The sequence below is a fragment of the Bradyrhizobium sp. SZCCHNR1002 genome (genome assembly GCF_032381435.1).
Taxonomy (GTDB): domain Bacteria; phylum Pseudomonadota; class Alphaproteobacteria; order Rhizobiales; family Xanthobacteraceae; genus Bradyrhizobium; species Bradyrhizobium aeschynomenes.
This window is the reverse complement of record NZ_JAUHIS010000001.1, coordinates 272,990-299,173: the sequence shown is the minus strand read 5'-3', so window position 1 is coordinate 299,173 and position 26,184 is coordinate 272,990. Positions and strand designations below refer to the sequence as shown.

Here is a 26,184-nt window from a genome sequence, read left to right as displayed (position 1 = left end):
GATGAGCGCATCACAAACCAGCCTGATCGACCTGCAGATCATGTGGCACCGGCTGATCGCCGTGGTCGAGGAGCAGGCCCAGGTGCTGCTGCGCACCGCCTTCAGCCCGATCGTCCGCGAATGCGGCGACCTCTCCGCCGGCGTGTTCGACCTCAAGGGCCGCATGCTGGCGCAGGCCGTCACCGGCACGCCGGGCCACGTCAACTCGATGGCCGAGTCGGTGAAGCACTTCATCGCGCACTTCCCGATCGAAACGATGAAGCCCGGCGATGCCTACATCACCAACGATCCCTGGATGGGCACCGGCCATCTCAACGACTTCGTCGTGACAACCCCCTGCTTCAAGGACGGCCAGCCGGTCGCTTTGTTCTCCTGCACCAGCCATCTGATGGACATCGGCGGCATCGGCTTCGGCCCCGATGGCACCGACGTGTTCATGGAGGGGCTGTACATCCCGATGCTGAAGCTGATCGACCAGGGCGTCGTCAACGAGACCCTGATGGCGATGATCCGCGCCAACACGCGGCTGCCAGTCGACACCGAGGGCGACACCTACTCGCTCGCCGCCTGCAACGATGTCGGCTGCCAGCGCCTGGTGGAGATGATGCGCGAGTTCGGCATCCACTCGCTCGATGAGCTCGGCGACTACGTCTGCGACCGCTCGCGCGAGGCGGTGCTGGCCGAGATCGCCAAGCTGCCGAAGGGTACCTGGCGCAACGAGATGGTGGTCGACGGCTACGATGCGCCGGTGACCATCAAGGCGGCGCTGACGATCAGCGATGACGGCATTCACGTCGATTTCGACGGCACGTCGACAGCGTCGAAGTTCGGCATCAACGTGCCGCTCTCCTACACCACAGCCTACACCGTGTTCGGTCTCGGCTGCGTGGTAGCGTCAGCGATCCCCAACAATGCCGGATCGCTGTCGCCGTTGACCGTGTCAGCGCCTTCGGGCGCGATCCTCAACGCGCCAAAGCCCGCGCCGGTCGCCTCGCGCCACGTCATCGGCCAGATGCTGCCCGACGTCGTGTTCGGCTGCCTGCGCCAGATCATTCCGGAGCGCGTGCCCGCCGAAGGCACCTCCTGCCTGTGGAATCTCAACGTCCGCGGCCAGACCCGCTCCGGCGCCGGCGGCAATTACGGGTTCTCGATGGCGGTCACCTCGAACGGCGGCACCGGCGCGCGGTTCGACAAGGACGGGCTGTCGGCGACGGCCTATCCCAGCGGCGTGCGCGGCACGCCAGTCGAGATCGCGGAGACGCAGACGCCGCTGATCTTCTGGCGCAAGGAGCTGCGCCCGGACTCCGGCGGCGCCGGCCGCACCCGCGGCGGCCTCGGCCAGATCATCGAGGTCGGCAGCGGCGTCGATGCGCCGTTCGACATCCTCGCCGCCTTCGACCGCATCGACCACCCGCCCCGCGGCCGCGACGGCGGCCACAATGGCGAGGCCGGCTATGTCGGGCTCGCGTCGGGGAAGAAGCTGCGCGGCAAGGGCTTCCAGACCGTCCCGCCGGACGATCGCTTGGTGGTGCTGACACCGGGTGGCGCGGGCATCGGCGATCCCCGCGCACGTGCAGCGGAGCTGGTGCAGAGCGACGTCGAGAGCGGGCTGGTGTCGGCGGACAACGCGGCGAAGGTCTATGGGCATGGACTGTGAGCAACTCGTACGCGCCGAACGCCAGACGCTTCGCAAGCCCGGGAGTCCGTTCGTGAGATCATCTCTCCCAGTCCTCGTGGGAGGAAGGCGCGCAACTGTTACTCCTCACCCTGAGGAGCTCGCCGAAGGCGAGCGTCTCGAAGGGCGAGGCCCGGACTTGGGCCTCATGGTTCGAGACGCGTCGCAAGGGCGACGCTGCTCACCATGAGGGTCAAGAGCCGAGATCGGCACTGCAAACCTGACCATGAACACACCGAAAGGCATGTTGATGGACAGGGTCGACATTCGAGACCGGCGCCGCACGTGAGAGGCGGCCGCAACTCTGCCTACCTCACTGCATCCTTTAAACTCGATAGCTCAGCAACGAAGCGGAGACCCTCATGATCACGCGACGCACATTCACCACCGGAGCAGCCTCCCTGCTCGCTGCGACCCAGGTCTCGACGCGCGCCCGCGCGGCCACGACCAACTGGGACATGTCTACCGTCTGGCCGGACGGCAACTTTCACACCCAGAATGCGATGGCCTTCGCCGAGGAGGTGAAGAAGCAGACCAATGGCGCCGTCAACATCACGGTGAAGGCCGGCGGCCAGCTCGGCTTCAAGGGCCCCGAGCATCTGCGCGCGGTGCGCGACGGCCTCGTGCCGCTCGCGGACGTGCTCAACATCCAGCAGGTCGGCGACGAGCCTTTCATGGGCGTCGAGAGCATCCCCTTCCTCGCCGGCTCGATGGACGAGCTCAAGGTGCTGCACAAATATGTCCGGCCGGAATACGAGAAGATCGCCGCGCGCAACAACCAGAAGATCCTCTACATCGTACCGTGGCCGACGCAGTACCTGCATCTCAAGGTCAAGACGACTGACGTCGCGGGCTTGAAGAACATCAAGATCCGCGTGCCCGACAAGAACGCGGTCGACATGCTCAACGCCATCGGCATGGCCGCGGTCATGATCCCCTGGGGCGAGACCATTCCGGCGCTGGCCTCCGGCGCGGTCGCCGGCGTCTCCACCTCGTCGGTGTCGGGCGTCGACGGCAAGTTCTGGGAGTTCCTCAAATACGTCTACCCGACCAACCATGTGTGGTCGTCGCAGATGCTCAATGTGAACCTCGACTCGTGGAAGGCGCTGACGCCGGAGCAGCAGAAGACCGTCAGCGACATCGCCGCCAAGATGGAGCCGACGTTCTGGGCCAACTCGGTCAAGGCCGACGTCGACAGCCTCAACCGGCTGAAGGAGGGCGGCATGGAGGTGGTGCCGGTCTCGGACGCGATGATGACGGAGATCCGCGCCAAGACCGCGCCGCAGATGGAGGCCTTCCTCAAGCGCGTGCCGGCCGCCGAAGCGCCGGTGAAGGCCTATCTCGCCGAGATGAAGCGTGGCTGAGGCCGCCGTGGAGCCGTCGCCGGGCGATCGGGCGAGCCTCAATGCAGCGGCGCCCGCGCCGCTGCGCATCCTGCTCGACGTCATCGACCGGCTCGGCCGGCTCGATGGCTGGATCGGCGGCGGCTGCCTGCTGCTGCTGACGGCGCTGATGCTGGCGGAGGTGACGACGCGGGCGCTGTCGAACGTGCTGCCGTTCTTCCCGCCGACGATCTCGATTGCCTGGGAGTACTCGTCCTACCTGATGGCGGCCTCGTTCACTTTCGGCGCCGCGATGACCTTGCGGGTCGGCGGCCACATCCGCGTGGTGCTGCTGCTGAAGAACGTGCCCGCCCCGCTGCAGCGCGCGCTCGAGGTGCTGGCGGCCGCCGCCGGCTTCGCCTTCATGGCCTTCCTGACCTCGGCGATGACGAAGTTCGCCTTCGGCTCCTTCATCCGCGGCCAGGTCTCGACCTCCAGCGACACCCCGCTGTGGTTTCCGCAGGCCGTCGTCACCTTCGGCATGCTGCTTCTCACGCTGCAATTTCTGGCGCGGGCGATTCAGGCTGCGTTGGGCTTGCCGCTGGAGGACCACCGCATGAAGGCGTCGCCGGTCGAATGAGGAGACGGGCTTATATCGCGACGATCAGTTCACGGCGGGCAGCGGGCGCCGAGGTACGTAGTTCGTGCCTGAGACCTGATAGTTGTAACCGAGCCCTCGCCCCGCAAACGGTGCGCCCCCTCTCCCCGTCCTTACGGGGAGAGGGTTGGGGTGAGGGGCAACCGCACGGGAAGTGTGCGCGGATGGACCTGTACGCACTCGAACAATCCTGCCGATTAGTTACTCCGTCATGCCCGGGCCTGTCCCGGGCATCCACGTCGTTCTCAGGATGCCGGACGACGTGGATGGCCGGGACAGGCCCGGCCATGACGCCTTGGAAGCAGGCGAGCTCAAAACCTCGATCGTCAAACGTCGTGCCCGCTTCGCACATATGGGCTCCCCACCCCGGCCCCTCTTCCGCCCTCCCGCCCGCCCTCCTCACCGCGGACTCCCCCACCCCATGACCATCGAAGTCATCGCCCTGTTCGTCATCCTGTTCGCGCTGCTGGCCGGCGGCCTGTGGATCGGGCTCACGCTCGCCTTCACCGCGACCCTGCTGCTCGCGATGTTCCGCTCGATCCCGCTCGACAAGCTGCTCCCGCAATACGCCTGGAACATCCTGACCACCCAGGAGCTGCTGGCGCTGCCGCTGTTCATCCTGATGGGCGAACTGTTGTTCCGCACCCGCCTGTCGCGCTCGCTGTTCCAAGGCCTCGCGCCCTGGGCCGGGCTGCTTCCGGGCCGCCTGCTCCACGTCAACGTCATCGGCTGCACCATCTTCGCCGCGATCTCCGGCTCGTCAGCCGCCACCACGCAGGTGATCGGCCGGATGTCGCTCAACGAGCTCTTGCGCCGCGGCTATTCGCGCGACATCGCGATCGGCTCACTCGCCGGCGCCGGCACGCTCGGCTTCCTGATCCCGCCGTCGAACATCATGATCATCTATGGCGTGCTCGGCGACGTCTCGATCCTGAAACTGTTCACCGCTGGCGTGCTGCCCGGCCTGCTGCTCGCCGGCACCTTCATGGGCTGGGTGATGCTACACACCACGCTGAAGCCTGCGATGGTGCCGAAGGCCGAGGCGCAACTGTCGCAGGTGCCGTGGGCGGAGCGCTTCGCCGCGCTCAAGGACCTCGCCCCCGCCCTGTTCTTGATCGCCTGCGTGCTCGGCTCGATGTATGGCGGCCTCGCCACGCCGTCGGAGGCCGCCGCGGTCGGCGTGCTCGGCGCAGCGCTGGTGGCGTATTTCCAGGGTGCGCTATCGCAGCAGGTCATCCGCGACGTCATGATCGGCTCGGTCATCACCTGCTCGATGATCGCGCTGATCGTGCTCGGCGCCTCGATCCTTGGCAACGCCGCAGCCTTCCTCGGCATCCCCCAGGCGGTGGCCGCCTTCGTCAAGGGCCTCGGCCTGTCGCCGTTCATGCTCATCGTCGTGCTGATCGTGTTCTACCTGATCCTGGGCTGCTTCCTCGACGGCTTCTCGATGATCGTGATGACCCTGCCGATCGTGCTGCCGATCGTGAAGGGCGCCGGCTTCGACGAGGTCTGGTTCGGCGTTTTCCTGGTGCTCGCCGTCGAGATGGCCCAGATCACGCCGCCGGTCGGCTTCAACCTGTTCGTGATCCAGGGCCTGACGGAGGACGGCCTCGGCTATATCGCCCGCGTGACCGCCCCCTATCTGACCATCATGGTCGCCTTCGTGCTGCTGCTCACCCTGTTCCCGGGCATCGTGACCATTCTGCCCAGGCTACTCTACGGGTAAACCATGGGATCGGAATGAGCTCTCTCCCCACCGTCATTCCGGGGCATTCGCGCGCAAGACGGCGAAGCCGTCTTGAAGCAGCGCGAATGAGCCCGGAATCCATAACCACGAACGGTCGTGGCGTGGCGAGATGCGAGTGGCGCCGCTCTTCGAACCAACGACCGGTCGTGGTTATGGAATCCGGGCTCGCGCTTCGCGCGCCCCGGAATGACGAGAGAGCGAGGGTCCGGATGGGTTTCAGCGCCATCCGGCCGGGCAAATCACGCCGCGCGCATCCCGTCGAGGAACTTCTGCACCTCGGCCTTCAGCCGCAGGCTCTCGCCGGACAGCGCCTGCGCCGAGGCGAACATGCGGTTCGAGCTCTCGCCGGTCTCGCCCGCTCCGCGCGCCGCGCTGCGGATGTTGTTGACGACCTCGGCGGTGCCGCTCGCCGCCGAGCGGACGCTCTGGGTGATGTTCTGGGTGGCGGCGCGCTGCTGCTCGACCGCCGCCGAGATCGACGCCGCGATGCCGTTGATGCGCTCGATGGTCGAGCCGATCGCCTTGATGGCGTCGACCGATTCCTGCGTCACCGTCTGCATGTTGGCGATCTGGCTGGAGATCTCCTCGGTGGCCTTGGCGGTCTGGCCGGCCAGCGTCTTGACCTCCTGGGCCACCACGGCGAAGCCGCGACCGGCATCGCCGGCGCGGGCGGCCTCGATGGTGGCGTTGAGCGCCAGCAGGTTGGTCTGCTCGGCGATCGAGGTGATCAGCTTGACGACGTCGCCGATGCGGTTGCCGGCGTCGGAGAGCTCCTTGATGCGCTGGTCGGTCGCGGTCGCCTGGTTGACCGCCTCGGCCGCGATGGCGTTCGACTCCTGCACCCGGCGGATGATCTCGCCGATCGAGCCGGACAACTCGTCGGACGCCGCAGCCGCAGTGCGGACGTGCTCGGACGCGCTTTCAGAAGCACCGGCCGACTGCCCCGACAGGTCGGCGGTGGTGCGCGCCGCCTGCGTGAGCTGGCGCGCCTCGCGCTCGAACTCGCTGGACGAGGTCAGCACGTTCTCGATGATGCCGCCGATGCTGGCCTGGAACGAATCGACGAAGCGCTGCAACTCGGCCTTGCGCTGCTCGACCGCAGCCGAAGCGGCGGCCGCCTGCTCCTCGCGCATCCGGCGCCGCTCGCCGGCGGCGCTGCGGAACACGACCAGACTGCGCGCGATCTCGCCGATCTCGTCGCCGCGGTCGTCCGACTTGATCTCGGCAGTCTCGCGGCCTTCGGCGATGGCCGTCAACGCCTCGGTCACCGAGGCCAAGGGCCTGGTCACGCGCCGGACGGCCAGCATGGTCAGCCCCAGCACCAGCAGCGCTGCGATGGCAGCGGCGATGCTCATGGTCTGCATGGCCTGCGACAGCATCGCATCGAGCTCGGCCATCGGCACGCCGACATAGAGAATGCCGATCACCTTGCCTGCGGGATTGGTGACGGGGAAATAGGCGGTCATGAACGGCTTGCCGAACAGCGTAGCGGGACCCTTATAGGCCTCGCCACGGCGCAGCAGCACCTGCGCCGGGTGGTCGGCGGCGAGCTGAGTGCCGACGGCGCGGTCGCCGTTCTCCTTCTTCACGTTCGTCGAGCGCCGCACGAACTGGCCGCTGTCGTCGACCACGAACAACGTGGCGCTGCCGCCGACATAGGAGACTGCGCGGTCGACGATCGCGTGGTCCTTGACCTCGGGGATCGCCGGGATCTCAATGCGTGTCACCGCTCCGTTCTGCACGCCGATCTTGGCGTCTTTGAAGGTCTCGGCAAAGGTCAGCGCGAAGGTGCGCAGATTGCCCTCGATGTCGCGCTTGGCGCGCTCGTTGAAATCCGAGGTGAGCGACCAGTAAGCCGCTCCGACGACGAGCGCCGTATTGAGCGCGATGACGACGACGGCGCCGATCAGCGCCTTGGTACCCAGCTTCAACTTGAACGACACGTCTTCACCTTCCCAGGACTGCAACCAATTCTCAAACTGCCCGTAGTTGGTTTCAAAGCAGTTATTTTCCGGAGCGTAGAATACCGGAAGCCTCGTCAAAGAACGGCAATCAGATACCCGAGCATGTCATCGAACCCTATCATCGTATGGTTTCGCGAGAGCCTGCGCCTGTCCGACCACCCCGCGTTGTATACCGCAGCGATGTCCGGCAGCCGGGTGGTGTGTAGTTACGTCCACGATCAGCAGAGCCCCGGGATCCGTCCGCTCGGCGGAGCGACGCAATGGTGGCTGGCGCAATCGCTGCGTGCACTTCGCGCAGAGCTCGAGGCGCTCGGCGCCGATCTTGTGATCCGCCGCGGGCCTGCGGCCAAGGTGCTCGGCGAGCTGGCGCGCGAGATCAAGGCCGGCGCGGTGTACTGGAACGACGTCGCCCAGGCCGGTCCGCGCGCCGTGGCCGCGGATGTCGAGGCCTCGCTTGGCGACATCGGCGTCGCATCGCGTGTGTTTGCCGACGACCTGCTGGTCGATCCCGCCGAGCTGCGCGGCAAGGATGGACGCGGCCCGCGCGTGTTCACGCCATTCTGGAAGCGTGTGCTCGCCTTGGGCGCCCCGCCGAAGCCCCTGCCCACCCCCGCCAGGCTCGCCTGCGTGACCGGCGCATCGGGCCTCGCCATCGACGCCCTGGGGCTGGAGCCGACGAAGCCCGACTGGGCGGGCGGCCTCCGCACGACGTGGCAGGCCGGCGAGCGCGCAGCGCAGCAGCGCCTGACGCGTTTTCTCGAATCCGCCGTGCACGGCTACGCCAGCGACCGCGATCGTCCCGACATCGAGGCCACCTCGCGGCTATCGCCGCATCTACGGTTCGGCGAGATCAGCCCGCGCCAGATCTGGCACACGGCACGCTTTGCCGCCGAGGAGCGGCCCGCCTGCGCACGCGGCATCGACAAGTTCCTGAGCGAGCTCGGCTGGCGCGAGTTCAGCCGCCACCTGCTCTACAACAATCCCGACCTCGCCACCCGCAACCTGCAGCCATCCTTCGACGCCTTCCCCTGGACGAAGGACGACGCCGCACTCGCTGCGTGGCAGCGCGGGCAGACCGGCTATCCGATCGTCGACGCCGGGATGCGTGAGCTGTGGCACACCGGGAGCATGCACAACCGCGTCCGCATGGTCGCGGCCTCGCTGCTCGTGAAGCACCTCCTGATCGACTGGCGGGCGGGCGAGCAATGGTTCTGGGACACGCTGGTCGACGCCGACCCCGGCAGCAACCCCGCCAGCTGGCAGTGGGTGGCCGGCTCGGGCGCGGATGCCGCACCCTATTTCCGCGTCTTCAATCCCGTGCTGCAGGGCGAGAAGTTCGATGCCAACGGGGCCTATGTACGGCGCTGGGTTCCTGAACTGGCGCGCCTCCCCGCCGGGCTGATCCACCAGCCCTGGGCGGCGAAGCCGCTCGAGCTCGCCGAAGCCGGCGTCGCGCTCGGCCGCTCCTACCCGTCGCCGATCGTCGAGCACAAGCACGGGCGCGAGCGCGCGCTGGCGGCCTACGCGAGCTTGCGCACAAGTGATTAGTTGCGCTCGCTTTGACAGCTGAGAGAATCCAGCTATCGTCGTAGGGTTTCCAACAGATCGGGGGACCGATATGGACGACACCACACTGACCGACCCGACCATCGCCGCACCGGGCACGCCGCCCGAGGCCGCGACGGATCCCGTGACCGCCGCCGCGCCGAAGGCGAAGCGGGCTTCCAAGACGTCGGCCAAGAAGACCGCGAAGAAGGCCGCTCCCAAGCGGGCTGCTGCCAAGGCCAAGAAGGTTGCGACCAAGAAGTCGGCCAAGAAGACCGTGAAGAAGGCCGCCAAGAAGACTGCGAAGAAGACGGCCAAGAAGGCCACCAAGAAAGCGGCCAAGAAGACGAAGAAGGCCAAGCGCTGAAGCCGACTGGTTCGGGATGGTAAGGCAGAGGCAATCGCCCATGCTGATGGTCCCGGCGAAACAATCCAGTGCCCGGTAGTGGGGACGATCTGGCGCTGGATTGTTTCGGATGTCGTGGCCGGCCTCAGCTCTTCGCTGCAGTGCGCGAGGCGGCGAGCGGGCAGTTGCGCTTCACCAGGAATCGGGACAGGGATCGACGATCTTCCAGAGATCGACGCCGTTCTTGATCCGCTTCATCTCGGTGGTGAGCCCGCCATTGCGGCGGATCCAGTCCTTCACCGTGTCGGGATAATAGGACATCAGCTCGGATGTCCCCTCGAAGCTGGTGACCTTGATGCCGAAGGTGAAGGCCTTGTCGTAATAGGCCTGATGGAAGCCGAGGCTCGCCTTGGGCGTGACGCAGATCTTGTTGAGCGGGACGAAGCCGAATACGAGCGTACAGGCGGAATTGCAGATGCCGTCGATGATCACGCGCTGCCGCGTGTCCCGGATGTGCTTGTACCGCGCCTTGTACTCCTCAATGTAGCCGCCATGATCCCGCGTGATGTGCAGATCCGCCCGCGCCGGGGTCGCGGCGACCAGGGAAAGCACGACGCATGGGATCAGGCGGTTCATCGATCGGACGGGAACCCGGTCTCATCTGGGCGGGGGCAAGGCAAGGTCCTGCGGCCCGATGCGCGACGCATGCGCGGGAGCTTGTCACGGATTCGTTAAGCATGCGGAAAAGGCCAAAATTTTGACCGAACCGCCGCTTTGACGCACCCTTTCCGGCACTTCGCAGTTAAATTGTCAGCAATTGGCCCATCTTGGCGTCGTTCTCGGAGAAAAACATGAGCAAGCTCGTATCGTCAGCGGTCGCCCTGATCGTGGCCGCCGCTGCCCTAATCCCGGTGACATCGGAGGCACGCAGCCACCATCGGCACCACCGCCACCACCACGGGCTGCCTTACGCGATCAGCTTCCTGCACAATTATGGTCCGGGACCCCTGCCCGGCACTTTCGCGTTCTATGACGGCCCCTCGACCAACCACTGCTACCAGAGTTCGGCCGCCTATATCGGCCAGGACCGGCGCCGGCATCCCTGCTTTTGAGGCCCCGTTCGCCTTCACGAGGCTCGCCCGCCCGGCGAGCCGACGATCCGCTGGCGGAGGCTGGCCTTGGCAGCCCAACTCTGGTATCCGGATTCGTGCGGGGGGTTGCTCCCTCGCTAGGCGCTCGTAGCTCAGCTGGATAGAGCATCGGATTTCGATTCCGAGGGTCGGGAGTTCGAATCTCTCCGAGCGCGCCAGGGCCGTCTTCGCCCCCCATCACCCGCCATCGCCGACCATCACTGAAGCGCACGATAAGCGCTTGTCAGATCGTGGTTTTTCGCGTTTTCGGTGACTGCAGCGCACGATCGGCGATCGTCGGCGAACTCCGCCAGACCGTCCATTTGGCCATCCCTCGATCTGAGTTAGAATCCCCCTCACCTGAAACGCTGCATTTTTCGGCGAGGGACAGGAGTTCGAATCTCCCATGCAGTTTCTAACTCAAAAGCCCGAGATCACCGCCAAGAACTATCTCTCCGTCGGGCCCGGCGAATACCCGTGCGGCAACAACCTCTATTTGATCGTCACCCCAAGTGGCGGCCGCCGCTGGGCGTTCCGCTACCAGCGCAACGGCATCGTCAAGAAGATGGGTTTTGGTTCGGCCAAGGAAACCGGCCTGAAGTTGTCCGAGGCCAGGGATAAGGCGATTGACGCTCTGCGGCTGCTGGCCAAGGGGACCGATCCGCGAGAGCACCGTGACGTCGAGAAACGCCGCACCCAGGGATCGCGCCAGTTCGGCGAATTCGCCGAGGAATGGCGGCGAACCTACGAGACCGGCATGAGGCACAAGGCCGCAAAAGCAAAGTTGAAGCGCATCGTGCAGGTCATCTGCCGCCCACTCCACAAGCACTGGGTCCACGAGATCGAGACCGCCCATGTCGTCAACGTGCTCATGCCGATCTGGCAGCAGCCCGAGACCTCCCGCTCCGCACGCCAGATCATCAAAAAGATTCTCGACGCAGCGATCGCCCATAACCTGCGACCGAAAGACAACCCGGCTGATTGGGCCAGCCGACTGCAACCGATCATGCCGAGGCAACGGCGGCGTGGCACGATACGGGGCGGCCACAAGGCGATGGACTACCAGGACCTACCGGCGTTCATGCACAAGCTCGGCGCCATCTCGACACAAAGCGCGCGGGCGCTCGAGGTCATCATCCTGACCCTGGGACGAACCGCCGAAGTTCAGAACATGCGCTGGGCGCAACTCGATCTCGATAACGGAATCTGGGATCTTGGCTTTCTCGGCACCAAGAACGAGCGGTTGAAGCGCACGCCGTTGCCCCGGCAGACGTTGACCTATTTGCGCGAGGCTTACGACAGCCGCGTCAATGACGAATTCGTGTTTCCCGGTCGCAGTCTCAAGAGACCGATGAGCAACATGACCATGCTCAAGTATCTCAAGGAGCTCACCGGAGACGACTCCCTGACTGTGCACGGCTTCCGCACGACGTTTCGAACCTGGGCGCAGGAGCAAACCCACTTCGAGGAGGAAATCGTCGAGCATTGCCTGCACCACATCACGGGCGATGATGCCGAAAAGGCCTATAAGCGCGGCGAGGCCCTGAACAAGCGACTGCATGTGATGCAGACATTCGCGGACTTCGCAACGCAACCACCAAAGAGCAATGTGACCCCGATGAAGGTCGCCTGAAAGTTCAAGCTATCCCCCGGCCCCGCCGAGGATGTCACCGCCCGGGCTGCTTGGTCGCGTCGGGCAGGCTTTCCAGGAAGGACGCCAGATCTGCGCGCGTGATGATCGTCCGCGTGCCATACTTCCGAACTCGCAGCCGCCCTTCTTTGATCGCCTTGTAAAGCGACGTCTGGCCCAGCGAAGACAGTAGCGCAGCCTCAGGAACGGTGAGGCCGAGCTTTTCCGCAGCGTTTCGGAGCATCGGTTCGCGCTTTGGCATCTAGGGGTGGTTTCGCTTCATTTGTCGCCCGCGACGACATCCCAGGCACGCAGGTCCGACGGATGAAGGCTAAGCGAATGCTTGGCAACATCCGAAGTCCTTAGGCGTAGTTTCGGATGCGGTTTCGTACAATTGGGAGAGTTGAGAATCCTGACTCAGCGAAGCGCGGGTGCCGAGATCAGCTAAAAGGGCAGCCGCAGTGCCAACACAGTGTGGCGACTGTTGCCCCCTTTGCTGCGATCTCGGTTCCACAGCTCTCCAAATCCCTCCGGACATCCTTGGAGTGTCTCAAAGGCGATCGGTGCGGGGATAGAACCGATCCATTGGCTTCAGTCTCCTGCGCCCGCACTGGGCTTTGCAGCGCATGTTACGAGGAGGCAAAGATCAGGACGATACACGGCATAGCTTCCGGTTCGCCCCTGGACTGCCCCGCCGGCTCTCCCCAGCGGTCTGGAGCTTCGTCACGTCACTGCACCCAGCACAATCTGGGCGCCCCGCGACAGCCCGATCGCTTACCTGCCCTTCGTTGGACCGCCACCCAGCAAATGTCGGTATCGGGTCCGGAGCTCCATGATCGCAAACCGATCGAGCTCACCCCGCCGGTAGCGTTGACGCACCTCGTCCCGTGCTGGATCTGGAAGCGCGACAATCAATTCCCAACCTTCAGCGGCGTCGTCGAAAAGGTCGACAATACCTGGATCAAGACGAGCATCATCCTGGCGCTCGGCCATCTGATCGCGCGCCCCGCCGATGATGTCCGGCCGACCGTCAGGAGCGAGGAGCCCCGGCAATGCAGGTCTGTTTTTATATAGTTCTTTATAGGCAGGTCCCTCAGGGCCCTGCGGTGAGTCTTTATACGCAGGTCCCTTTTGGACCCGCGGAGCCGCAGGTCCCTTTCGACCCCGCGGACGCGCCGACTTATCCACAGGCGCCGGCACGTCACGAACGACGTAATCGATCTCGCCGAACCGATGTCCGTCGACAATTCGTTGCGCTTCGCGTGTGACGTAGCCGGCGGCGATCAACTCTCGGAAGATGCGCTGGAGCTTCTTGCGGCCGACCAGGAGCGTTCGCCCGATATGATCGAGGCGGACATGCCAGTTGTGGGGGCGTGACAAGAGATAGCCGAGAACGCCCTTGGCCTCGATAGAGAGGCGGGGATCCGCGAAGACCGCGTTCGGAACGATGGTGAACTGCGCCTTGTGCTCGCGACGGACAATGGTCACCGGCGGGTGACCGTCCAGGTGAGCCCATGCAGATCGGCGCGAACTCGAGCCGCCTGACGGCACCCTGCCCCTCCGGAACGGCGTGCGAAGCTCACGGGAGGATACGCCGGGTTCAGGAGCTTGCAGGACCTCGCATTGGTCGGAGCGCGCAACTCACTCAGGCAACGGCCGCACGACGACATATATCGATTGTGCCACAGCAACTCCGGACTCGCATATCGCCGAGTCTTCGCTGTGCTACGTCGCCATGCGATCGACAGGCCGCGGAAGTCTAGGCAACGCGAGAGGCGTCAACCAAGATGAGCGTCGCCAGTACAAGGCTCGCCGTGGACCACATGCTGTCCCCAAACCGGCCGCCCTGCTCAGCCGACTGTCCTTCACAGAGACCGGCTCCCCTACTCTTCCAGGCCTTCTCCCACCCAATCAGTGCCGATTGTGATGTGATAGGACAGACTCCAGGCCGCGTTCTGGATCGCTAGAGTTAACAATGCGGGGCTCGCCGCTCTCGGCAGCCTGCGCTGCTTTGACGAGACGCCTGACCTGCCGTGCCGTGCCGGCCAGGGCACGTCCCTGGATCTCCCGCAGTTCCTCGTCAGTCGCCGCAATCACGTCATCGCTGAGCGCCTGGAGCAGGCGCGCGAGTTCGAGGCGGGGGTGCCAACGTGTCATGGCGTGCTCCAATTCCGTTGGTGGCGGAGCAGCGCGCGCCGCATTCGCCGCCGCGCAGTATCGTAAGCGATAGCCGAGATGCCATACGCCCGGCAGATGTCCCTGGCCGTCAGGCCGTTGGCCAGCCCGTCGATGATCTGCAACACGACCGGATCTCCTGCAAACAGCCGGAACACCTCGGCGAGCCCTGCGACCGCCACAGCCACGCGTTCGGGATCGGCCAATTCGTCAACGGGATCGCTCGGGACGCCGTGCTGGCCGGGATCATCGCGGCTGACCAGTAGCCGTTGCTCGCTCCGAACGCGCCGCCAATAATCGTCGCAGAGGCTGCGCATGACGCCGGATAGGAAAGCCAGGATCGGCACACCCAACGGCCAGACCCGCGATCCGTCGAGAACGCGGAGGATGGCCTCATGCAGCACGTCGGTCCAGCCGATCCCACCGGGCAGCCCGCGGCTCCACAATTGCGCCAGAGCTTTCAGCCGCACCAGATCGGTCTCAGACAAAGCCTCGATCGCCGCCGCCGCATCGGCGACGGTGCGACCGGCGTTCGAGCCAACTCCAGGGGTGCCAATCGATCGTTCCATCACCCCTATTATGCGGCCAAGCAGATACGTTGCGGACAGCCTCAGGAAAAATTTTGCGCCGTGTCCGCGGTACCGATCCGAGATCCGCATCCTCTCCATGTTGGAGGAGAGAACCGTGGATCAGATCGCAAATGCACGCCGCTGGTATGCCGACGACCTACGCTGCAAGACGCCCATTCTGCGCAACCCACACATCGTCGAGGCCTTCGGCGCCGTCCCGCGAGAGGCGTTCGTTGGCCCAGGTCCTTGGTGGATCATACCCTACCCCTACCGGGAGCCGTTCATCACCCCGGACGACGATCCGACTTGGCTCTATCACGACGTCCTGGTCTCGATCGACCCGACCCGGAAGCTCAACAATGGGATGCCGAGCTTTTGGGCGCGCAATTTCGAGCACCTCGATATCGCCCGAGGTGAACGCGTGCTGCAGATCGGAGCGGGCAGCGGCTACTATTCGGCCGTGCTCGCCGAAATCGTCGGGCCCTCCGGGCGGGTGAGGGCGGTCGAAGTCGACCCGGCTCTCGCCGCTCGAGCTCACGCCAACCTTAAGGGCTGGCCGCAGGTCCAGATGATCTCGGGCGACGGCCGAGATGTCCATGCCGAGGCGAGCGACCATGACGTCGTGATCGTCTTCGCAGGCTGCACGCACCCCGCTCCGCAATGGCTGGATGGCCTCGCCGACAACGGCCGGCTGCTGCTCCCGCTGACCAGCGAAGATTGGTCCGGCTTCCTGCTGCGCGTGGTCCGCCGCGGTGCCTCCTTCGGCGCCGCGTCGATCGGCGGAGTCAGCATCTATCCCTGCACAAACGGCCGCGATGAGCACGCCAGCCGCCGGCTGAAGACCGCCCTCGAGAACTCGCCGATGATGAATGTTCCGATCGAAGCACTGCACCGTGGCATTCCGTCATTCGCCGAGTCGGAACGGGTCTGGTACCAGGCACCCGGCTTCTGGCTGGAGCGACAGGGATCGGAGGTCGATGCGACCGCACGGCAAGCCGAAGGCGGCAACAACGACACCGCCTGATGCGCGATCCGAGGCATCGGCTAAGACAGCCTTCCCCCAGCCCCTGGCGGAATGCGTCAGCGCAGACTCGCAGGCGCCACGGCCGCGATACGGCTTCATCCGCCGGCGCAGACCGCGTAGCGGATTCTGCCCTTGGCGCGGAATGATTCGAGTCTTCGCCAGAGTTCGCTACAGCACGATCAGTGCCGAAATAGTCTTTGATTTTGCTGACAAAACTCTCCGTAGCGGCACGCCGACCGACCGACCGGCACGGTTGAACGCACGCCATGTCAGTGGCTTGCCGTTCAACCGGCGAGCCGCTTTTATCTTGCCTTTGACCGTCGCCCCGTAACCGTCCGGTCTCTGCACACCTTCCCCCTCGTGTGTTGTCGTTCCATTTCGAGTTCTCTGCTGCTGTGGGGAATCTCCGGTGGGATCCAAACATTTCGAGAACAAAGCGCGCCGCGAATGGTGGTCGCTGCACATCGAGGCGTGGCGTCGCAACGGTCTCGGGATCCGCAAATACTGCCTGCAACAACGTCTGACCGAGAACACCTTGCGGCGTTGGTCGAAGCGGCTGGCCAGCAACGAGACCGCGCTTGAGCTCGAGAAATATCAGACGGAATTGCGCCGCGAGCGCGCCCGGGAAGGGCGGGAAACGGCGCTCCGAAAGCAGAAGCAGCGCAGGTTCACGATCACCTCGGATGTACGCAATCGGGCGTCCCAGGCGTTCTGGGCGATGCATGTCGAGGCGCTGAACTGGAGCGGAATGGGGCTCCGCACCTACGCCGCGGCGATGCAGCTGTCGCCGCATTCGCTGCGCAAATGGCGCGACCGACTGGCCACGGGCGAGGTCACGATCGACTGGCGCGCCCATCTTCATCCCTCCGCCCGTCCGGCCGTTAGCACTAGTGCTAGGAACTCACAGCCCGAACGCCACTTGACAGCCGCCAAAATCGGCGATCCGGCGGCGGCGCCGGCACCGGTTCGCCGCTTCTTCAGCGACGAGGAGAAGCTCGCGATCGCCAAGGAAACCGAGCTATCAGGCGCCAAGGTCTCTGCCGTCACGCGCAAGCACGGCATCGTCACCGGCCTGCTGTTCCGCTGACGCGGGCAGTTCGGCATCGCGCAAAAGAAGCGCTCCAAGCTCGCCCCCGTCGTGTTGCCCGACGACACGCCCGCCCCGCGCGCCCTGCGCGATCTCGTGCGTCTACCGGAGCGCATGATGGCTGTCGACCTCACTGACGGACGGCGTGTCTTCGCTCCCGCCGACAGCGATCCGGATGGTGCGGGAGCAGATAGAGAGCGGAGAGAGAGCATCATGATGTTCGTTCCCACGGGCGTAGAGGTACACCTGACACTCAGCTATACCGGCATGCGCAAGGGCATGGACGGGCTTGCAATGCTGGTGCAGGCCCCGCTGAAGAAGGGATCCTTTCTCCGGCCATCGGCTTGCCTTCGGCAAGAAGGCATCGCTCCTGAAGTTCCTGTTCTGGGACGGCAACGGGCTCTGCCTGTTCACCAAGCGCATTGATCAGGCGGCTTCGTGTGGCCGGAGATGGCGGGGACGATGGCTCACTCAAGCTCACGCTGGCGCAACTCACGATGCGGATCGAATGCATCGACTGGCGCGCGCCAGAACGCGTATGGAAGCCTGCGATTGCAGGATGATCTAAAAAACTTGGTGCTGAACTGAGGTACGAAACAGGAGCAGCGACTGCAGTTCGGTCGCAGCTCCGAACGCATTAACCCGACCAACTGGCACTCGGTCTCGAGGATCTCGACAGTGACATTGGCCGCATCGAGGAAGCACAGCGGAGGCTCGCTCCGGAAATCAAAGCGCCACCGCGACGTCGTGCGTTGCCCGATCATCTGCCACGCGAAGACGTTCTGCTCGACGTGAAAGACCGAATCTGCGGTTGCCGTGGGGGCGCTCTTCATCTGATCGGCGAGAGCGTCAGTGAGATGCTGGATTGGGTTGCGTTGTGCGTACGACGTCCCAAAAAGGCGCTGCGAACGCAGAAGTAACGCAGATTACGATCAACTCGGATGTGCGCGGTCGCGCGTTCTCAGGTGAACGGACAGACCGCCGCTCAGCGCGCCCGCCGAGTGATCCGGTCTCCTGTGCGCGTCGCCGCGGGTGCTGGTCGAGCCACGCTCTCGGCGAATTGCCCGAGTTGCGGCATCGGCAAAGTCACCGAGGCCAGCTCCCGCCGCAGGGTCACCTCGCGCGGCTTCACGGCATAGAGCAGCCATCCCTCATGCAAGGCGCCAACACGCAAGCGTAGTGACTTCTGCGACACAGGATCGACGAAGATGCCAAAGCTCTCCTCGTCACCGATAACCGTGCCCACGAGTTGCAGGGGTGGACGTTCCGGTTCCCTGGGCGGGGGCAACGGCGCGCGCATCACGGTGACAGGCGCCACGGTTGACGGCGGCGGCCGCCGCGACGCCGAGAACAGCGGACGATCGCGCGTCGCTGACAATGCAGCGAGCGGAACGTCCCACAGCGGATTTGCGCTGCTCACCGTGGTCCCTGCCGCGACCGTGCGAGTTGACGTCGGCGGAACAGCGAGCGGATCGCCATCGCGGCTCGTAGGCGCGGCCTGCGTCGGCGTAGCCGGCTCGCGCACGTTGCCTTGACCACCAAAGGCCTGACCAAAGGAGCAGCCGACCACACAGGCCGCGACGAGTGCGACCGCGCGTGAATTGACCCATGATCGCATCACATCTGTCCTTGGCATGGCCCGGAGACGATGAACAGCGCCGTCACCGCGGCGTTTCCGTCTGCGCCGGTCGCGTGCCGACGCCGCTCGTGTTGCGCGCACACAGGCGCGTCGTCCGACAAGACTGCTCGGCTCGCATCACCGAATCATGCTGACCAGGACCAATGTCGTCAGTCGAATCCAGTTCACCGGCGCCGCGAGAAGCGGCTGGCTCCAGTGATCGCCTGCCAGCCGTCTCTGTCTTGCCCGAAAAGTCATAAATCTGTAACATGAAACCGTTTCGGAGCCGGCCGCGTCTTGATCGGCAATGGAGTGAACTCTCATGCAGCCTCGTCAGAATCCTCTCGGCGAACGCGATCGCTTCCTCAAGGCCTTGCGCGACGAGTTGCTCCAATTCGAGCGGCGGGAGCTGGAATTCCGCAAGCAGGATCGCAAGCAAAGAGCGGCTGAGATCGGTCTGCCGTTGGCTGACGCTAGAGACATCCCGGTGAGCTGAAGCGTCTTCGAAGACACGAGACCATACGCGATCATGTCCACCTGCCGACGTCGTCAGCGTCGGCCAAAGCCGGAGGGAAACACCGCGGTGGGCCGAAGCGGCACGACTGAGCGCCCGAAATTGCTGCCATATTGCTGTTGGACGGCCGGCACATTCACTGTTCCGACCTTGAGATCGGATGATCGCGCATCGATCGGCGCCTGATTGATCGACGGATTGACGGTATCCACCTTGCGCCGCAGTTTCACGTTGATGCAGTCGAACAATCCGTCCTGGGTGACGGTGCCGTCGGCGCAGCTACTACGTTTGCCGGCCGAGGTGTCTGCGCGACCGCCCAGTATGGGAGCCACCGACGTGCCACTTGGCGCCGGCCGCAAGGGGCTGGACGGCGGACGATCCGGTGCATCCACCGTCACGGGTGGCAGAAATTGCGGATCGGCGGCTTGGACCGGACTCATCATCAGGGTAGACATCGCCGCGGCCCTTACTGAGAGCGAGCATGAGTACCTGGAATGCGAGGCCATGGCTCACTTTCCTGCCCGTGCCTGGGTCACGAGCATGCTCAGCCTCGCGTTGAGGGATACGAGATCGACGCGCGCCGTCGCCCCCGTCACGCACTTCCGGCCACAGGCTCCGCTGAAGCGTGCGGCGAGACCGACAGCCGCGCCGGGAGCGCCGAAAGTCGGTGTCGGAACGTCGCCGGTGACGGCGAAGCCGCGGGCGGTGAGCTTGCCGCGGACAGCGATGCAGTAGTTCACGGACAGATATGAGAACCGCGTCTCGCCGTGGCCGGCGCGATATTTCATCGTGGCCGTGCAGAGATCGCCGCCAGCCAGCCGCCACGCCTGCGCAAGGTAGCGCACACCATAATGGATGTTGGTCTCGGGCACCCCGAGCTCGGCCGTGCTGCCGCTGAACCCGAGCATGCGCGCCGTCGACGGCAGGATCTGCATCAGTCCGATCTCGCCGGAGCCGCCCACGGCATCCGGATTGTAGCCGCTCTCGACCGCCATCACGGCTTCGGCAATTTCGGGGGCCAATCCCTGCCGTCCCGCCTCCTTGGCAATCAGGTCACGATAAGTACCAACTCGCTCTGGGACCGCTGCAAGGGACCTTGCGCCGCTGGAGTCGATCGACGACGACGGCTTTCTGGACGATGCAGCGGCGGGCTCCGGCGGGACAGCGCCCGGTGTTGTCCCTGTCTCCGCCATGGGATCAGAACCCGCGCGCTGCTCAGCGACAGGCTCTGCCCGTGCCTGCTCGACATGACCTGCAGATGCCACCGCCATCGCCGTGGCAGCGAGCGCGATTACGCCGAGACGCTTCATTGGAGACCTACCAGGTGCGACAGCATCGGCGAAGATGGCGACCTCGCTGGCCTATTGGACCGGATGCGCGGGGTTGAGTTCGGCCGTCCGGCTGCCGCTCGCAGCCGCCGCTTGCGGTCCAGACTGGGTCTGCTTTGGCGATGCCAGCGCCGCAAGCTCTTCGCGCAGAAAGCTCACGAGCTGCTGCACGAGTTGATCCCAGATCTCGATCTGACCACGCACATGGCTTGGCGCAACGCCGCCCGCGACCGACATGTCGGACGTCAGCACGAGGAATGGCGCACTGAAATGCAGCCGTGCGAAACGTCGGGTCGCGTTCCAGCGATTGACCAGGTCCAGCGGTAACTCACCCTGCACGTGCAGCACCGCGATCAGTGCCAGGTCGACGAAGGCCGGCTCGTCGCCCGGCACCGGATTGCCCGGGCGAATGTCAAACGCAATCCCATTGGTCGCAGAACGCAGATAGGCGACATCAGCGGCTGGATCCGTCAGCGTCTCCACTCGATAGCCGGCGAGCTGAAACAGCTCACGGAGACGGTCGAGGGACAGTTTGTCGATCATGGTCTCGGACATCAGAAAGCTCCGTGAGAGCGGGACGTGGAGTGGTGGCTGTGCGAGCCCGCCAGTCGCGTTTGCGTGCTATCTCGCTGCCGAGACCTGCTCACTGAGCAGGTTCGACAGCGCGAGCTCGTTGATGACAGGCGGATGCTGCTTGACGATCTCGGCCAGATAGGCACGCCGCAGAGCGGCGGCGCGCTCGTTACGCATCTGCTGCACCAGTGCGTCACGGACTTCCGGAAGGGTCCGGGTGTAAGCGGCCTTGGTGTCCACCAGCTTGATGATATGCCAGCCGTCTTCGAGCCGGACCGGCTCCGACATCGCGCCCTTGGCGAGCTCCATCACCGAAGTGCGGATCTCGGGCCGAATCTGGCTTTCGACGATCCACCCGAGATCGCCGCCGTTCTTGACGTCGCTGTTGTCATTGGCGATGGCCGCGAAGTCGGCGCCGAGCGCCTTCAGCCTGCGCTGAGCGTCATCGATGGCCTTCTTGGCCTTCTCTTCGGCCGCCTTGTCCGCGTCCTTTGGGATCGGCACGAAGATCTGCGCCAGCTGAAACTGCCGAGGCATCAGCAAGGCGGCGCGGTTGGCATCATAGACCTTCTGCAGCTCATCGTCGCTCGGAAAGCCGGCCGGCGGGGTCGAAATCGACTGCAGATACAACTCCACCACCGCGCTCTCCCGCACGCGGTCGAGCTGCTCGGCGATGCTCGGCTGCTGGTCCCACTTCCTGGCGACGACCTCCTGCAGCACGATGCGGTTGGCGAGCATCATGCGGACGGCCTGGCTGAGCAGGTTGGGATCCTGCCCGAACGCGGCACGCTCGCGCGGCCCGAGCGCTGCGACATAGTTGCGGATCTCGTCGGCCGACACGTTGGTGCCGCCGACGCGCGCGATCACCTCGTCGCTTCCCCCGCCCTTTCCTTGCCCGACGCCTTGCGCCGGAACCGCCGGCGCAGGCTGCGTCGTCGCTGGCGCAACGGGCGCTGCCGGCTTCGGCTTCACGGCCGCAGGTGCCTGGCTGCGCGGCGGCGCCGTCTGAGCAGAAACGGCCAGGGGAATGCAGGCCAGCGCCATGGCCAGCGCCCAAGCCTGGAATGATCGCATGCGGGCTGCGCGGCCGAACGCTGACGAGTTCATGGTGCTGCCTTCTGGTCGAGGATCTTGTCCTGGAGGTCCTGAATCGCGTTCTGGATCTCGACGCGCCGCAGACCGAGGACGGGCTCACGTGCGACGATTGTGTCGCCAACGGTGACACTTTGATAACGTTGCAGCAGGTCCTGACCATGCTTGATCAGCTGCGTGTTCTTGGCGACACAGCTATCGGCCGAGGCCTTATAGGCCTTCGCTTCGGCCTCGAACTTCGCACGGGCCGCGTCGCGATCGCGGGCGACGGCAGCCGCCTCCTCATAGGCGGCCTTCCACTTCTCCAGCGTGTCGTCGCGCTCCGCGAGGCGGCGGTTGAACTCCTCCGTCGTCTCGCGCTCCCGCTTCTCGATCTTGCGGGTCTCGGCCTTCGCAGCTTCGACCTGAGCCTTGGCGACGACTTTTTCTTTGTCTGCTTCGGCGAGTTTGGCCTGCAGCGCCGCCCGCTGGTCCTCCAATTGACGTGTCTGCAAGGTCGCCGCGCGCAGCGCCTCGCGCAACCGGTCGGCGTCGCTATCGGCCGCACGAGACGACCCGATCGGACTCCACGCGGCCGCGGCGATGATGACAATCAATGATCGCATGCGCATTGGTCAGAACTTCGCGTTGAGATCGACGAGAACGACATCCACGGCATAGGGCACGCCGCCGATATTGTTGGCGCTCAGCCAGCGCAGCGATGCCCAGACATTCGGGCTCAGTCCATAGCTTCCGCCCAGGAAATAGCCCTTGAGGTTGGTGCCGCCCAGACCGAAGTCGGAATCCACGAATGCATCCACGGTCGCATCGGATTCGAGATATTTGTAGCCGGCATGCACGCTCCAGTCGCCGAGATGCCTGATCTCCTTCTTTCCGACCGTGACCCGCGCCATCCAGCCCTTGTCGCCGCCGTTGAACGGACCGACGGTCTTTCCGTCGGACGACGCAGCACGGTTGTTGAGCGCCACGCCCGGCGACGTAATGCCGACGCTGGCCGGAAGACCCGTCCCCGCAGCCGCCAGCCCGCGATTGAACGCGGTGTTCCAGACGAACTCGCCGTCGAGCACGATGTGATACGGATGGAAGTCGCCCAGATCGAGCGACGCGCTGACCGTCATCGGCCGGAATTGCTGGAGCAGGCCATAGTATTGGTACAGAGAGGTCGTCCCGAAGTTGTTCCAGGAGCCGACCTGTAGGTTCCGCAGGAGCATGTAGGTGTTGCCCTTCTGGGCGAACAACGGCCGCGTCTGATCGGTATTGCAGATGTCCGAGCTCGACTGCACGTAGCAAGGCTGCGACGCCTGTCCTTGCACGTTCTCGAAATCATAGAAGGCCGCAGCCAGACGCAATTCACGGAAAGAGTCGAACCGTGACGAGAAGCCCACCTGACCTCCAAACACCCATTTGTCGCGGCTCGCGAACTTGGAGTCGAGCTGAGCCAGATTGGTACCCGCGTTGAAATCCGTGTTGAAGATCGGGAACGCGCCGAGCACGCCGAACGGCGTGAAGCTGTCGGATACGGCATATCGGCCTTGCACGGCGAAGCCGTCGAAGCCGAGATCGCGGTGCCAGACGAGATCAGTCGGCGACCAGAACGGATTATCGAAACGTCCGACCGATGCCACGAGGTTGCGGTCCCAGGCCTGATAGGTCAGGTAGCCCCGATCGAGCCATAGTCCGAACTTCGAGAAGTTCGAACCTCCACCGCCCATGGTCTGGTTGGTCGACACCGGCGAGTTCGACTCGCCGGTTGCAATCCGAATCCCTGCATTGAAGCCGCTGGTGAGATCGGCCTCCATGCCCAGGCGCGCGCGGAGCTTGATCTGATTGCGGTTCTGGGTGGTGTTATAGGTCGGCAGGTTGTACGGGCTCGCCATGTCGTAGGGCGAGCCGGTGTTCACCGCGTTGAAGTTGAGGGCATCGAACTGGTCGTTGCCCGTCGGAAAGAAGCTGCCCTGGTAGCGGCCACGAATGTCCCCGTAGAAGCGGATCCGCTGCGCCCATTCCGGATATTTGCCCGGGGAGGCCCAATTCTCCTGCTCCGCCTTCGCCATCACCTCGCGCTTGATGTCCTCGCGCAGCTGCCGCTTGACGATCTCGGGCACGTAGGTGACGTGCCGTGTCCCCTTCGGCTCGCTCGCCGCCGCAGCGGCATTCGCCGCCTTGGCCGCTTCGTCGGCCCTCGTGGATGCAGCCTTCGCCGCCTGACGGGCGATGTAGGCCTCATCATCGGCCTGCTTGATCAGCCCAGCCGCCTGATCTTCGGTCAGAACGCCCTGCTTCACGAGGAGATGAACGAGATTGATCGTCGCATTCGGCGAAGCCGGTCTTGCGTCCGACAATTTGGGCCTGGCCGCGCCGGCTTTGCTGTCCGGCATGGCGGTTTGCCCTGCGGCCTGGCCAAATGCCGGGGCGGCACCCCCCATCGCCGCGAGCGAGGCGGCGATCAGGACCGCACACCGGCGTGCATTTGGAAGAGTCTCAAACATCGTCCCCAGTCCCCTTAGTTCGCAGTCCATGACGGAAATCAGCTCGGCCGGCTCGCCGTGACGCGCGTCACGATCGGCATCGGCATGTCCTTGGGCGGCGGCTGACGGAGCGTCAGATTGCCGAGGACATCGTCGCGGAGCGCCTGATCCAGCTCGGCATCCCCCGTCGACGACAGCAGTTGCACGCGGCTGACACGCCCGGAGCTGTCCGCCCACAGGCTGATCTGCACGCGGATGACCGCCTTCTTAGTCTTCTCGTTCGCACGCAACGCCGCCTCGATCTGTTGTTGAATGATCGATGCGTACCAGCCCCAGCGGCTGCTGCCGCCACCGCCCGCACCGCCATAGGGATTGCCGCCGGGTTTGCCGCCGAGACCGAACAGATCGCCGGGGCCAGTCGCCTTCGCATCGAGCGACAGCGGGCCCGGCGGCTGATCGTCCTTGGCATCCTTGATCGGCTTGTCCTGCGGCTTGTCGACCGGCCGTTCCTCCTTGAACTCCGGCTCCGCCATCTTCGGCTGCTCGAGCATCTTCTGCTCGACCGGCGGCGTCACCTTCGGCGGCGGGGGCGGGGGTGGCGGCGGCGTGACGGCGAGCAGCGTGATCTCGTGAACCTGGCGCGGCGGCGGCGGCTGATCGCGCTGTGCCAGCACCCAATAGGCGACGCTGCCTAGCGGGAGAACGATTCCTGCGATGGCGACGACGATGCGTAGCGTCGATCGCAACCGGCTCGGCGGCGCATCTCCTCTTGCGACGTCGGCGGACACCGATCGGCTCGTCTGAAGTCTGCTCACGACGAGCTCCCGCTCGCCCCGAGGTCACCGTGCCGCTCGGCCAAGTACTGCAGCACGAATTTCACCAGCATGGCGAAATCCGGGGTCTCGAACGTGATCTTCGAATCCGGCGCGGCGGCAATCTTCAGGAGGAACGTGTCCGGCTGATGCCGGATCTCGACATAGGCATCGCGATCGATCGACAGGCGCGGATGCGGACCATGCGACATCGTGATCAGAAACGGGTCGCTTTCATCCTCCGCGCCGAGGTAGAGACCGCGAAGCGTCGGCACGAGACTGGCAAGCAGAGCCTCGCTGCTGGCCGGAAACGGGAGCACTGCGGCGGATGCTCGACTGCCGGCGACCGACTCCGACCTGCCATCCGATTGCGCTGGCGAGAACGGCATCCGTGTCCGCCGAGCGAGCTCACGCATCTGCACCAGCACTCTCTCGGGGGAATGCGGACCTGGCGGTTGGGTGGGGGGCGATTTGCGCATGTGATCAGACCCGCATCGATCACTTCACCAGCGGCTTGGTCGCGAGCCCGACCTGCGTCAGGCCGATGCGGCCCAGCAGGTCGAGAACGTCCATCACGCTCTGATATTGCGCCTGCGCGTCGCCGCGCAGCACCACCGGGAATTCGGGCGTCAGCGCCTTTTGCTGGATCAGGCGCTGCTCCAGCTCCGGCAAGGTGACCGGAATGGTGTCGAGGAAGATCTTGCCGTCATTGGCGATCGTGATCGCCTTCGTGGTCTGCGTCGCGAGGCTCGGCGCGGCCGAGGCCTTCGGCAGGTTGACCTTCTGCCCCTGCACCGTGGCAGTCGTCATGATGATGAAGATGACCAGCAGCACATAAGCGAGATCCAACATCGGCGTGATGTTGATATCGTCATAAGGCTTGGAGTCGGCATTGACCTGCATGGCA

The 26,184-nt window shown here is 64.8% G+C and carries 30 protein-coding genes and 1 tRNA gene; 15 read left to right on the top strand and 16 right to left on the bottom strand.

The genetic code is table 11. From position 1 onward, the window contains the following. Nucleotide 1 precedes the first annotated feature (1 nt). The 4 genes from QX108_RS01305 (at nt 2) to QX108_RS01290 (ending at nt 5,381) form a co-directional block, all read left to right on the top strand. A complete protein-coding gene (locus tag QX108_RS01305; RefSeq protein ID WP_315784712.1) occupies nt 2-1,657 on the top strand; it encodes a hydantoinase B/oxoprolinase family protein in 1,656 nt (551 codons plus the stop codon). Between the two features lie 380 nt (nt 1,658-2,037). Further along, nucleotides 2,038-3,039, top strand: coding sequence for a TRAP transporter substrate-binding protein (locus QX108_RS01300; RefSeq protein WP_315784715.1), 1,002 nt, complete (start codon nt 2,038-2,040; stop codon nt 3,037-3,039). Beyond that, nucleotides 3,032-3,637: a TRAP transporter small permease gene (locus QX108_RS01295; protein WP_315719715.1), complete on the top strand. Its 606-nt coding sequence runs from the start codon at nt 3,032-3,034 to the stop codon at nt 3,635-3,637. The genes QX108_RS01300 and QX108_RS01295 overlap by 8 nt, the downstream gene beginning before the upstream one ends. A gap of 439 nt (nt 3,638-4,076) precedes the next feature. Next, nucleotides 4,077-5,381, top strand: coding sequence for a TRAP transporter large permease subunit (locus QX108_RS01290; protein ID WP_315784718.1), 1,305 nt, complete (start codon nt 4,077-4,079; stop codon nt 5,379-5,381). A 260-nt stretch (nt 5,382-5,641) separates the two neighbouring features. Here QX108_RS01290 and QX108_RS01285 read toward each other — a convergent pair whose 3' ends face one another. Then, complete coding sequence (locus tag QX108_RS01285; RefSeq protein WP_315719713.1) at nt 5,642-7,345, bottom strand: Cache 3/Cache 2 fusion domain-containing protein; 1,704 nt, start codon at nt 7,343-7,345, stop codon at nt 5,642-5,644. A 123-nt stretch (nt 7,346-7,468) separates the two neighbouring features. On the opposite strand from QX108_RS01285, the gene QX108_RS01280 reads away from it, so the two are divergent. Continuing rightward, entirely contained in the window at nt 7,469-8,914 is a 1,446-nt protein-coding gene (locus QX108_RS01280; RefSeq protein WP_315784722.1) for a deoxyribodipyrimidine photo-lyase, read from the top strand. A gap of 70 nt (nt 8,915-8,984) precedes the next feature. Continuing rightward, nucleotides 8,985-9,278, top strand: coding sequence for a histone (locus QX108_RS01275; RefSeq protein WP_315719711.1), 294 nt, complete (start codon nt 8,985-8,987; stop codon nt 9,276-9,278). A gap of 171 nt (nt 9,279-9,449) precedes the next feature. Here the strand turns inward: QX108_RS01275 and QX108_RS01270 are convergent, their stop codons facing one another. Then, nucleotides 9,450-9,893 (bottom strand): hypothetical protein, encoded by a 444-nt coding sequence (locus QX108_RS01270; protein WP_172108421.1) that lies wholly within the window; start codon nt 9,891-9,893, stop codon nt 9,450-9,452. 215 nt (nt 9,894-10,108) lie between these two features. On the opposite strand from QX108_RS01270, the gene QX108_RS01265 reads away from it, so the two are divergent. The 3 genes from QX108_RS01265 (at nt 10,109) to QX108_RS01255 (ending at nt 12,020) form a co-directional block, all read left to right on the top strand. Further along, nucleotides 10,109-10,369: a hypothetical protein gene (locus QX108_RS01265; protein ID WP_315719710.1), complete on the top strand. Its 261-nt coding sequence runs from the start codon at nt 10,109-10,111 to the stop codon at nt 10,367-10,369. Nucleotides 10,370-10,489: 120 nt separating this feature from the next. Next, nucleotides 10,490-10,566, top strand: a tRNA-Arg gene (locus tag QX108_RS01260). Between the two features lie 227 nt (nt 10,567-10,793). Beyond that, nucleotides 10,794-12,020 carry a tyrosine-type recombinase/integrase gene (locus QX108_RS01255; protein ID WP_315719709.1) on the top strand — a complete coding sequence of 409 codons (1,227 nt, stop codon included), beginning with the start codon at nt 10,794-10,796 and terminating at the stop codon, nt 12,018-12,020. A gap of 34 nt (nt 12,021-12,054) precedes the next feature. On the opposite strand, the gene QX108_RS01250 is transcribed toward QX108_RS01255, so the two are convergent. The 4 genes from QX108_RS01250 to QX108_RS01235 form a co-directional block, all read right to left on the bottom strand. After that, on the bottom strand, nt 12,055-12,279 hold the full coding sequence (locus QX108_RS01250; RefSeq protein WP_315719708.1) for a helix-turn-helix domain-containing protein: 225 nt from the start codon (nt 12,277-12,279) through the stop codon (nt 12,055-12,057). Between the two features lie 512 nt (nt 12,280-12,791). Beyond that, nucleotides 12,792-13,505 (bottom strand): hypothetical protein, encoded by a 714-nt coding sequence (locus QX108_RS01245; protein WP_315719707.1) that lies wholly within the window; start codon nt 13,503-13,505, stop codon nt 12,792-12,794. Between the two features lie 423 nt (nt 13,506-13,928). Further along, entirely contained in the window at nt 13,929-14,174 is a 246-nt protein-coding gene (locus QX108_RS01240; RefSeq protein ID WP_172133231.1) for a hypothetical protein, read from the bottom strand. After that, nucleotides 14,171-14,851 (bottom strand): sigma-70 family RNA polymerase sigma factor, encoded by a 681-nt coding sequence (locus tag QX108_RS01235; RefSeq protein WP_315784728.1) that lies wholly within the window; start codon nt 14,849-14,851, stop codon nt 14,171-14,173. Before QX108_RS01235 ends, QX108_RS01240 begins: the two co-directional genes overlap by 4 nt. Before the next feature lie 25 nt (nt 14,852-14,876). On the opposite strand from QX108_RS01235, the gene QX108_RS01230 reads away from it, so the two are divergent. The 5 genes from QX108_RS01230 to QX108_RS01210 all read left to right on the top strand — a co-directional run bounded on the left by QX108_RS01230 (nt 14,877) and on the right by QX108_RS01210 (nt 17,792). Next, nucleotides 14,877-15,785, top strand: a complete 909-nt coding sequence (locus QX108_RS01230) for a protein-L-isoaspartate O-methyltransferase family protein (RefSeq protein ID WP_315784730.1) — start codon at nt 14,877-14,879, stop codon at nt 15,783-15,785. Nucleotides 15,786-16,194: 409 nt separating this feature from the next. Continuing rightward, nucleotides 16,195-16,872: an IS66 family insertion sequence element accessory protein TnpA gene (tnpA, locus tag QX108_RS01225; RefSeq protein ID WP_315784734.1), complete on the top strand. Its 678-nt coding sequence runs from the start codon at nt 16,195-16,197 to the stop codon at nt 16,870-16,872. A gap of 117 nt (nt 16,873-16,989) precedes the next feature. Next, nucleotides 16,990-17,298 (top strand): hypothetical protein, encoded by a 309-nt coding sequence (locus QX108_RS01220; RefSeq protein WP_315784737.1) that lies wholly within the window; start codon nt 16,990-16,992, stop codon nt 17,296-17,298. Then, entirely contained in the window at nt 17,243-17,440 is a 198-nt protein-coding gene (locus QX108_RS01215) for a hypothetical protein (RefSeq protein WP_315785159.1), read from the top strand. Before QX108_RS01220 ends, QX108_RS01215 begins: the two co-directional genes overlap by 56 nt. An 82-nt stretch (nt 17,441-17,522) precedes the next feature. Then, on the top strand, nt 17,523-17,792 hold the full coding sequence (locus tag QX108_RS01210; protein WP_315729294.1) for a hypothetical protein: 270 nt from the start codon (nt 17,523-17,525) through the stop codon (nt 17,790-17,792). A gap of 65 nt (nt 17,793-17,857) precedes the next feature. Here the strand turns inward: QX108_RS01210 and QX108_RS01205 are convergent, their stop codons facing one another. Beyond that, on the bottom strand, nt 17,858-18,490 hold the full coding sequence (locus QX108_RS01205) for a hypothetical protein (RefSeq protein WP_315719703.1): 633 nt from the start codon (nt 18,488-18,490) through the stop codon (nt 17,858-17,860). Nucleotides 18,491-18,812: 322 nt separating this feature from the next. Between QX108_RS01205 and QX108_RS01200 the strand changes: the two genes are divergently transcribed. Continuing rightward, on the top strand, nt 18,813-18,986 hold the full coding sequence (locus tag QX108_RS01200) for a hypothetical protein (protein ID WP_172130570.1): 174 nt from the start codon (nt 18,813-18,815) through the stop codon (nt 18,984-18,986). 53 nt (nt 18,987-19,039) lie between these two features. On the opposite strand, the gene QX108_RS01195 is transcribed toward QX108_RS01200, so the two are convergent. From QX108_RS01195 to QX108_RS01155, 9 genes are all read right to left on the bottom strand, one after another. Then, nucleotides 19,040-19,459 carry a hypothetical protein gene (locus QX108_RS01195; RefSeq protein ID WP_315784743.1) on the bottom strand — a complete coding sequence of 140 codons (420 nt, stop codon included), beginning with the start codon at nt 19,457-19,459 and terminating at the stop codon, nt 19,040-19,042. A gap of 54 nt (nt 19,460-19,513) precedes the next feature. Continuing rightward, a complete protein-coding gene (locus QX108_RS33475) occupies nt 19,514-20,026 on the bottom strand; it encodes a lytic transglycosylase domain-containing protein (protein WP_409998471.1) in 513 nt (170 codons plus the stop codon). Nucleotides 20,027-20,365: 339 nt separating this feature from the next. Next, nucleotides 20,366-20,887 (bottom strand): YbjN domain-containing protein, encoded by a 522-nt coding sequence (locus tag QX108_RS01185; RefSeq protein WP_315719700.1) that lies wholly within the window; start codon nt 20,885-20,887, stop codon nt 20,366-20,368. Between the two features lie 66 nt (nt 20,888-20,953). Further along, entirely contained in the window at nt 20,954-22,012 is a 1,059-nt protein-coding gene (locus tag QX108_RS01180) for a peptidylprolyl isomerase (RefSeq protein ID WP_315784745.1), read from the bottom strand. Further along, nucleotides 22,009-22,608, bottom strand: coding sequence for a hypothetical protein (locus QX108_RS01175; RefSeq protein WP_315784747.1), 600 nt, complete (start codon nt 22,606-22,608; stop codon nt 22,009-22,011). The genes QX108_RS01180 and QX108_RS01175 overlap by 4 nt, the downstream gene beginning before the upstream one ends. 3 nt (nt 22,609-22,611) lie before the next feature. Then, nucleotides 22,612-24,486 carry a putative porin gene (locus tag QX108_RS01170; protein WP_315719697.1) on the bottom strand — a complete coding sequence of 625 codons (1,875 nt, stop codon included), beginning with the start codon at nt 24,484-24,486 and terminating at the stop codon, nt 22,612-22,614. Between the two features lie 38 nt (nt 24,487-24,524). After that, nucleotides 24,525-25,280, bottom strand: a complete 756-nt coding sequence (locus QX108_RS01165; protein ID WP_315784749.1) for a TonB C-terminal domain-containing protein — start codon at nt 25,278-25,280, stop codon at nt 24,525-24,527. Next, on the bottom strand, nt 25,277-25,597 hold the full coding sequence (locus QX108_RS01160; protein ID WP_172130581.1) for a hypothetical protein: 321 nt from the start codon (nt 25,595-25,597) through the stop codon (nt 25,277-25,279). The genes QX108_RS01165 and QX108_RS01160 overlap by 4 nt, the downstream gene beginning before the upstream one ends. Nucleotides 25,598-25,775: 178 nt before the next feature. Next, nucleotides 25,776-26,180, bottom strand: a complete 405-nt coding sequence (locus QX108_RS01155; RefSeq protein WP_172130583.1) for an ExbD/TolR family protein — start codon at nt 26,178-26,180, stop codon at nt 25,776-25,778. Nucleotides 26,181-26,184: the final 4 nt, after the last annotated feature.

Coding starts and splice junctions, on each gene's coding strand:
- QX108_RS01305 (WP_315784712.1), top strand. CDS start 2: ATGAGCGCATCACAAACCAGCCTGATCGACCTGCAGATCATGTGGCAC.
- QX108_RS01300 (WP_315784715.1), top strand. CDS start 2,038: ATGATCACGCGACGCACATTCACCACCGGAGCAGCCTCCCTGCTCGCT.
- QX108_RS01290 (WP_315784718.1), top strand. CDS start 4,077: ATGACCATCGAAGTCATCGCCCTGTTCGTCATCCTGTTCGCGCTGCTG.
- QX108_RS01280 (WP_315784722.1), top strand. CDS start 7,469: ATGTCATCGAACCCTATCATCGTATGGTTTCGCGAGAGCCTGCGCCTG.
- QX108_RS01275 (WP_315719711.1), top strand. CDS start 8,985: ATGGACGACACCACACTGACCGACCCGACCATCGCCGCACCGGGCACG.
- QX108_RS01270 (WP_172108421.1), bottom strand. CDS start 9,893: ATGAACCGCCTGATCCCATGCGTCGTGCTTTCCCTGGTCGCCGCGACC.
- QX108_RS01265 (WP_315719710.1), top strand. CDS start 10,109: ATGAGCAAGCTCGTATCGTCAGCGGTCGCCCTGATCGTGGCCGCCGCT.
- QX108_RS01255 (WP_315719709.1), top strand. CDS start 10,794: ATGCAGTTTCTAACTCAAAAGCCCGAGATCACCGCCAAGAACTATCTC.
- QX108_RS01250 (WP_315719708.1), bottom strand. CDS start 12,279: ATGCCAAAGCGCGAACCGATGCTCCGAAACGCTGCGGAAAAGCTCGGC.
- QX108_RS01240 (WP_172133231.1), bottom strand. CDS start 14,174: ATGACACGTTGGCACCCCCGCCTCGAACTCGCGCGCCTGCTCCAGGCG.
- QX108_RS01235 (WP_315784728.1), bottom strand. CDS start 14,851: ATGCGGATCTCGGATCGGTACCGCGGACACGGCGCAAAATTTTTCCTG.
- QX108_RS01220 (WP_315784737.1), top strand. CDS start 16,990: ATGGCTGTCGACCTCACTGACGGACGGCGTGTCTTCGCTCCCGCCGAC.
- QX108_RS01205 (WP_315719703.1), bottom strand. CDS start 18,490: ATGCGATCATGGGTCAATTCACGCGCGGTCGCACTCGTCGCGGCCTGT.
- QX108_RS01200 (WP_172130570.1), top strand. CDS start 18,813: ATGCAGCCTCGTCAGAATCCTCTCGGCGAACGCGATCGCTTCCTCAAG.
- QX108_RS01195 (WP_315784743.1), bottom strand. CDS start 19,459: ATGTCTACCCTGATGATGAGTCCGGTCCAAGCCGCCGATCCGCAATTT.
- QX108_RS01185 (WP_315719700.1), bottom strand. CDS start 20,887: ATGTCCGAGACCATGATCGACAAACTGTCCCTCGACCGTCTCCGTGAG.
- QX108_RS01180 (WP_315784745.1), bottom strand. CDS start 22,012: ATGAACTCGTCAGCGTTCGGCCGCGCAGCCCGCATGCGATCATTCCAG.
- QX108_RS01175 (WP_315784747.1), bottom strand. CDS start 22,608: ATGCGCATGCGATCATTGATTGTCATCATCGCCGCGGCCGCGTGGAGT.
- QX108_RS01170 (WP_315719697.1), bottom strand. CDS start 24,486: ATGTTTGAGACTCTTCCAAATGCACGCCGGTGTGCGGTCCTGATCGCC.
- QX108_RS01155 (WP_172130583.1), bottom strand. CDS start 26,180: ATGCAGGTCAATGCCGACTCCAAGCCTTATGACGATATCAACATCACG.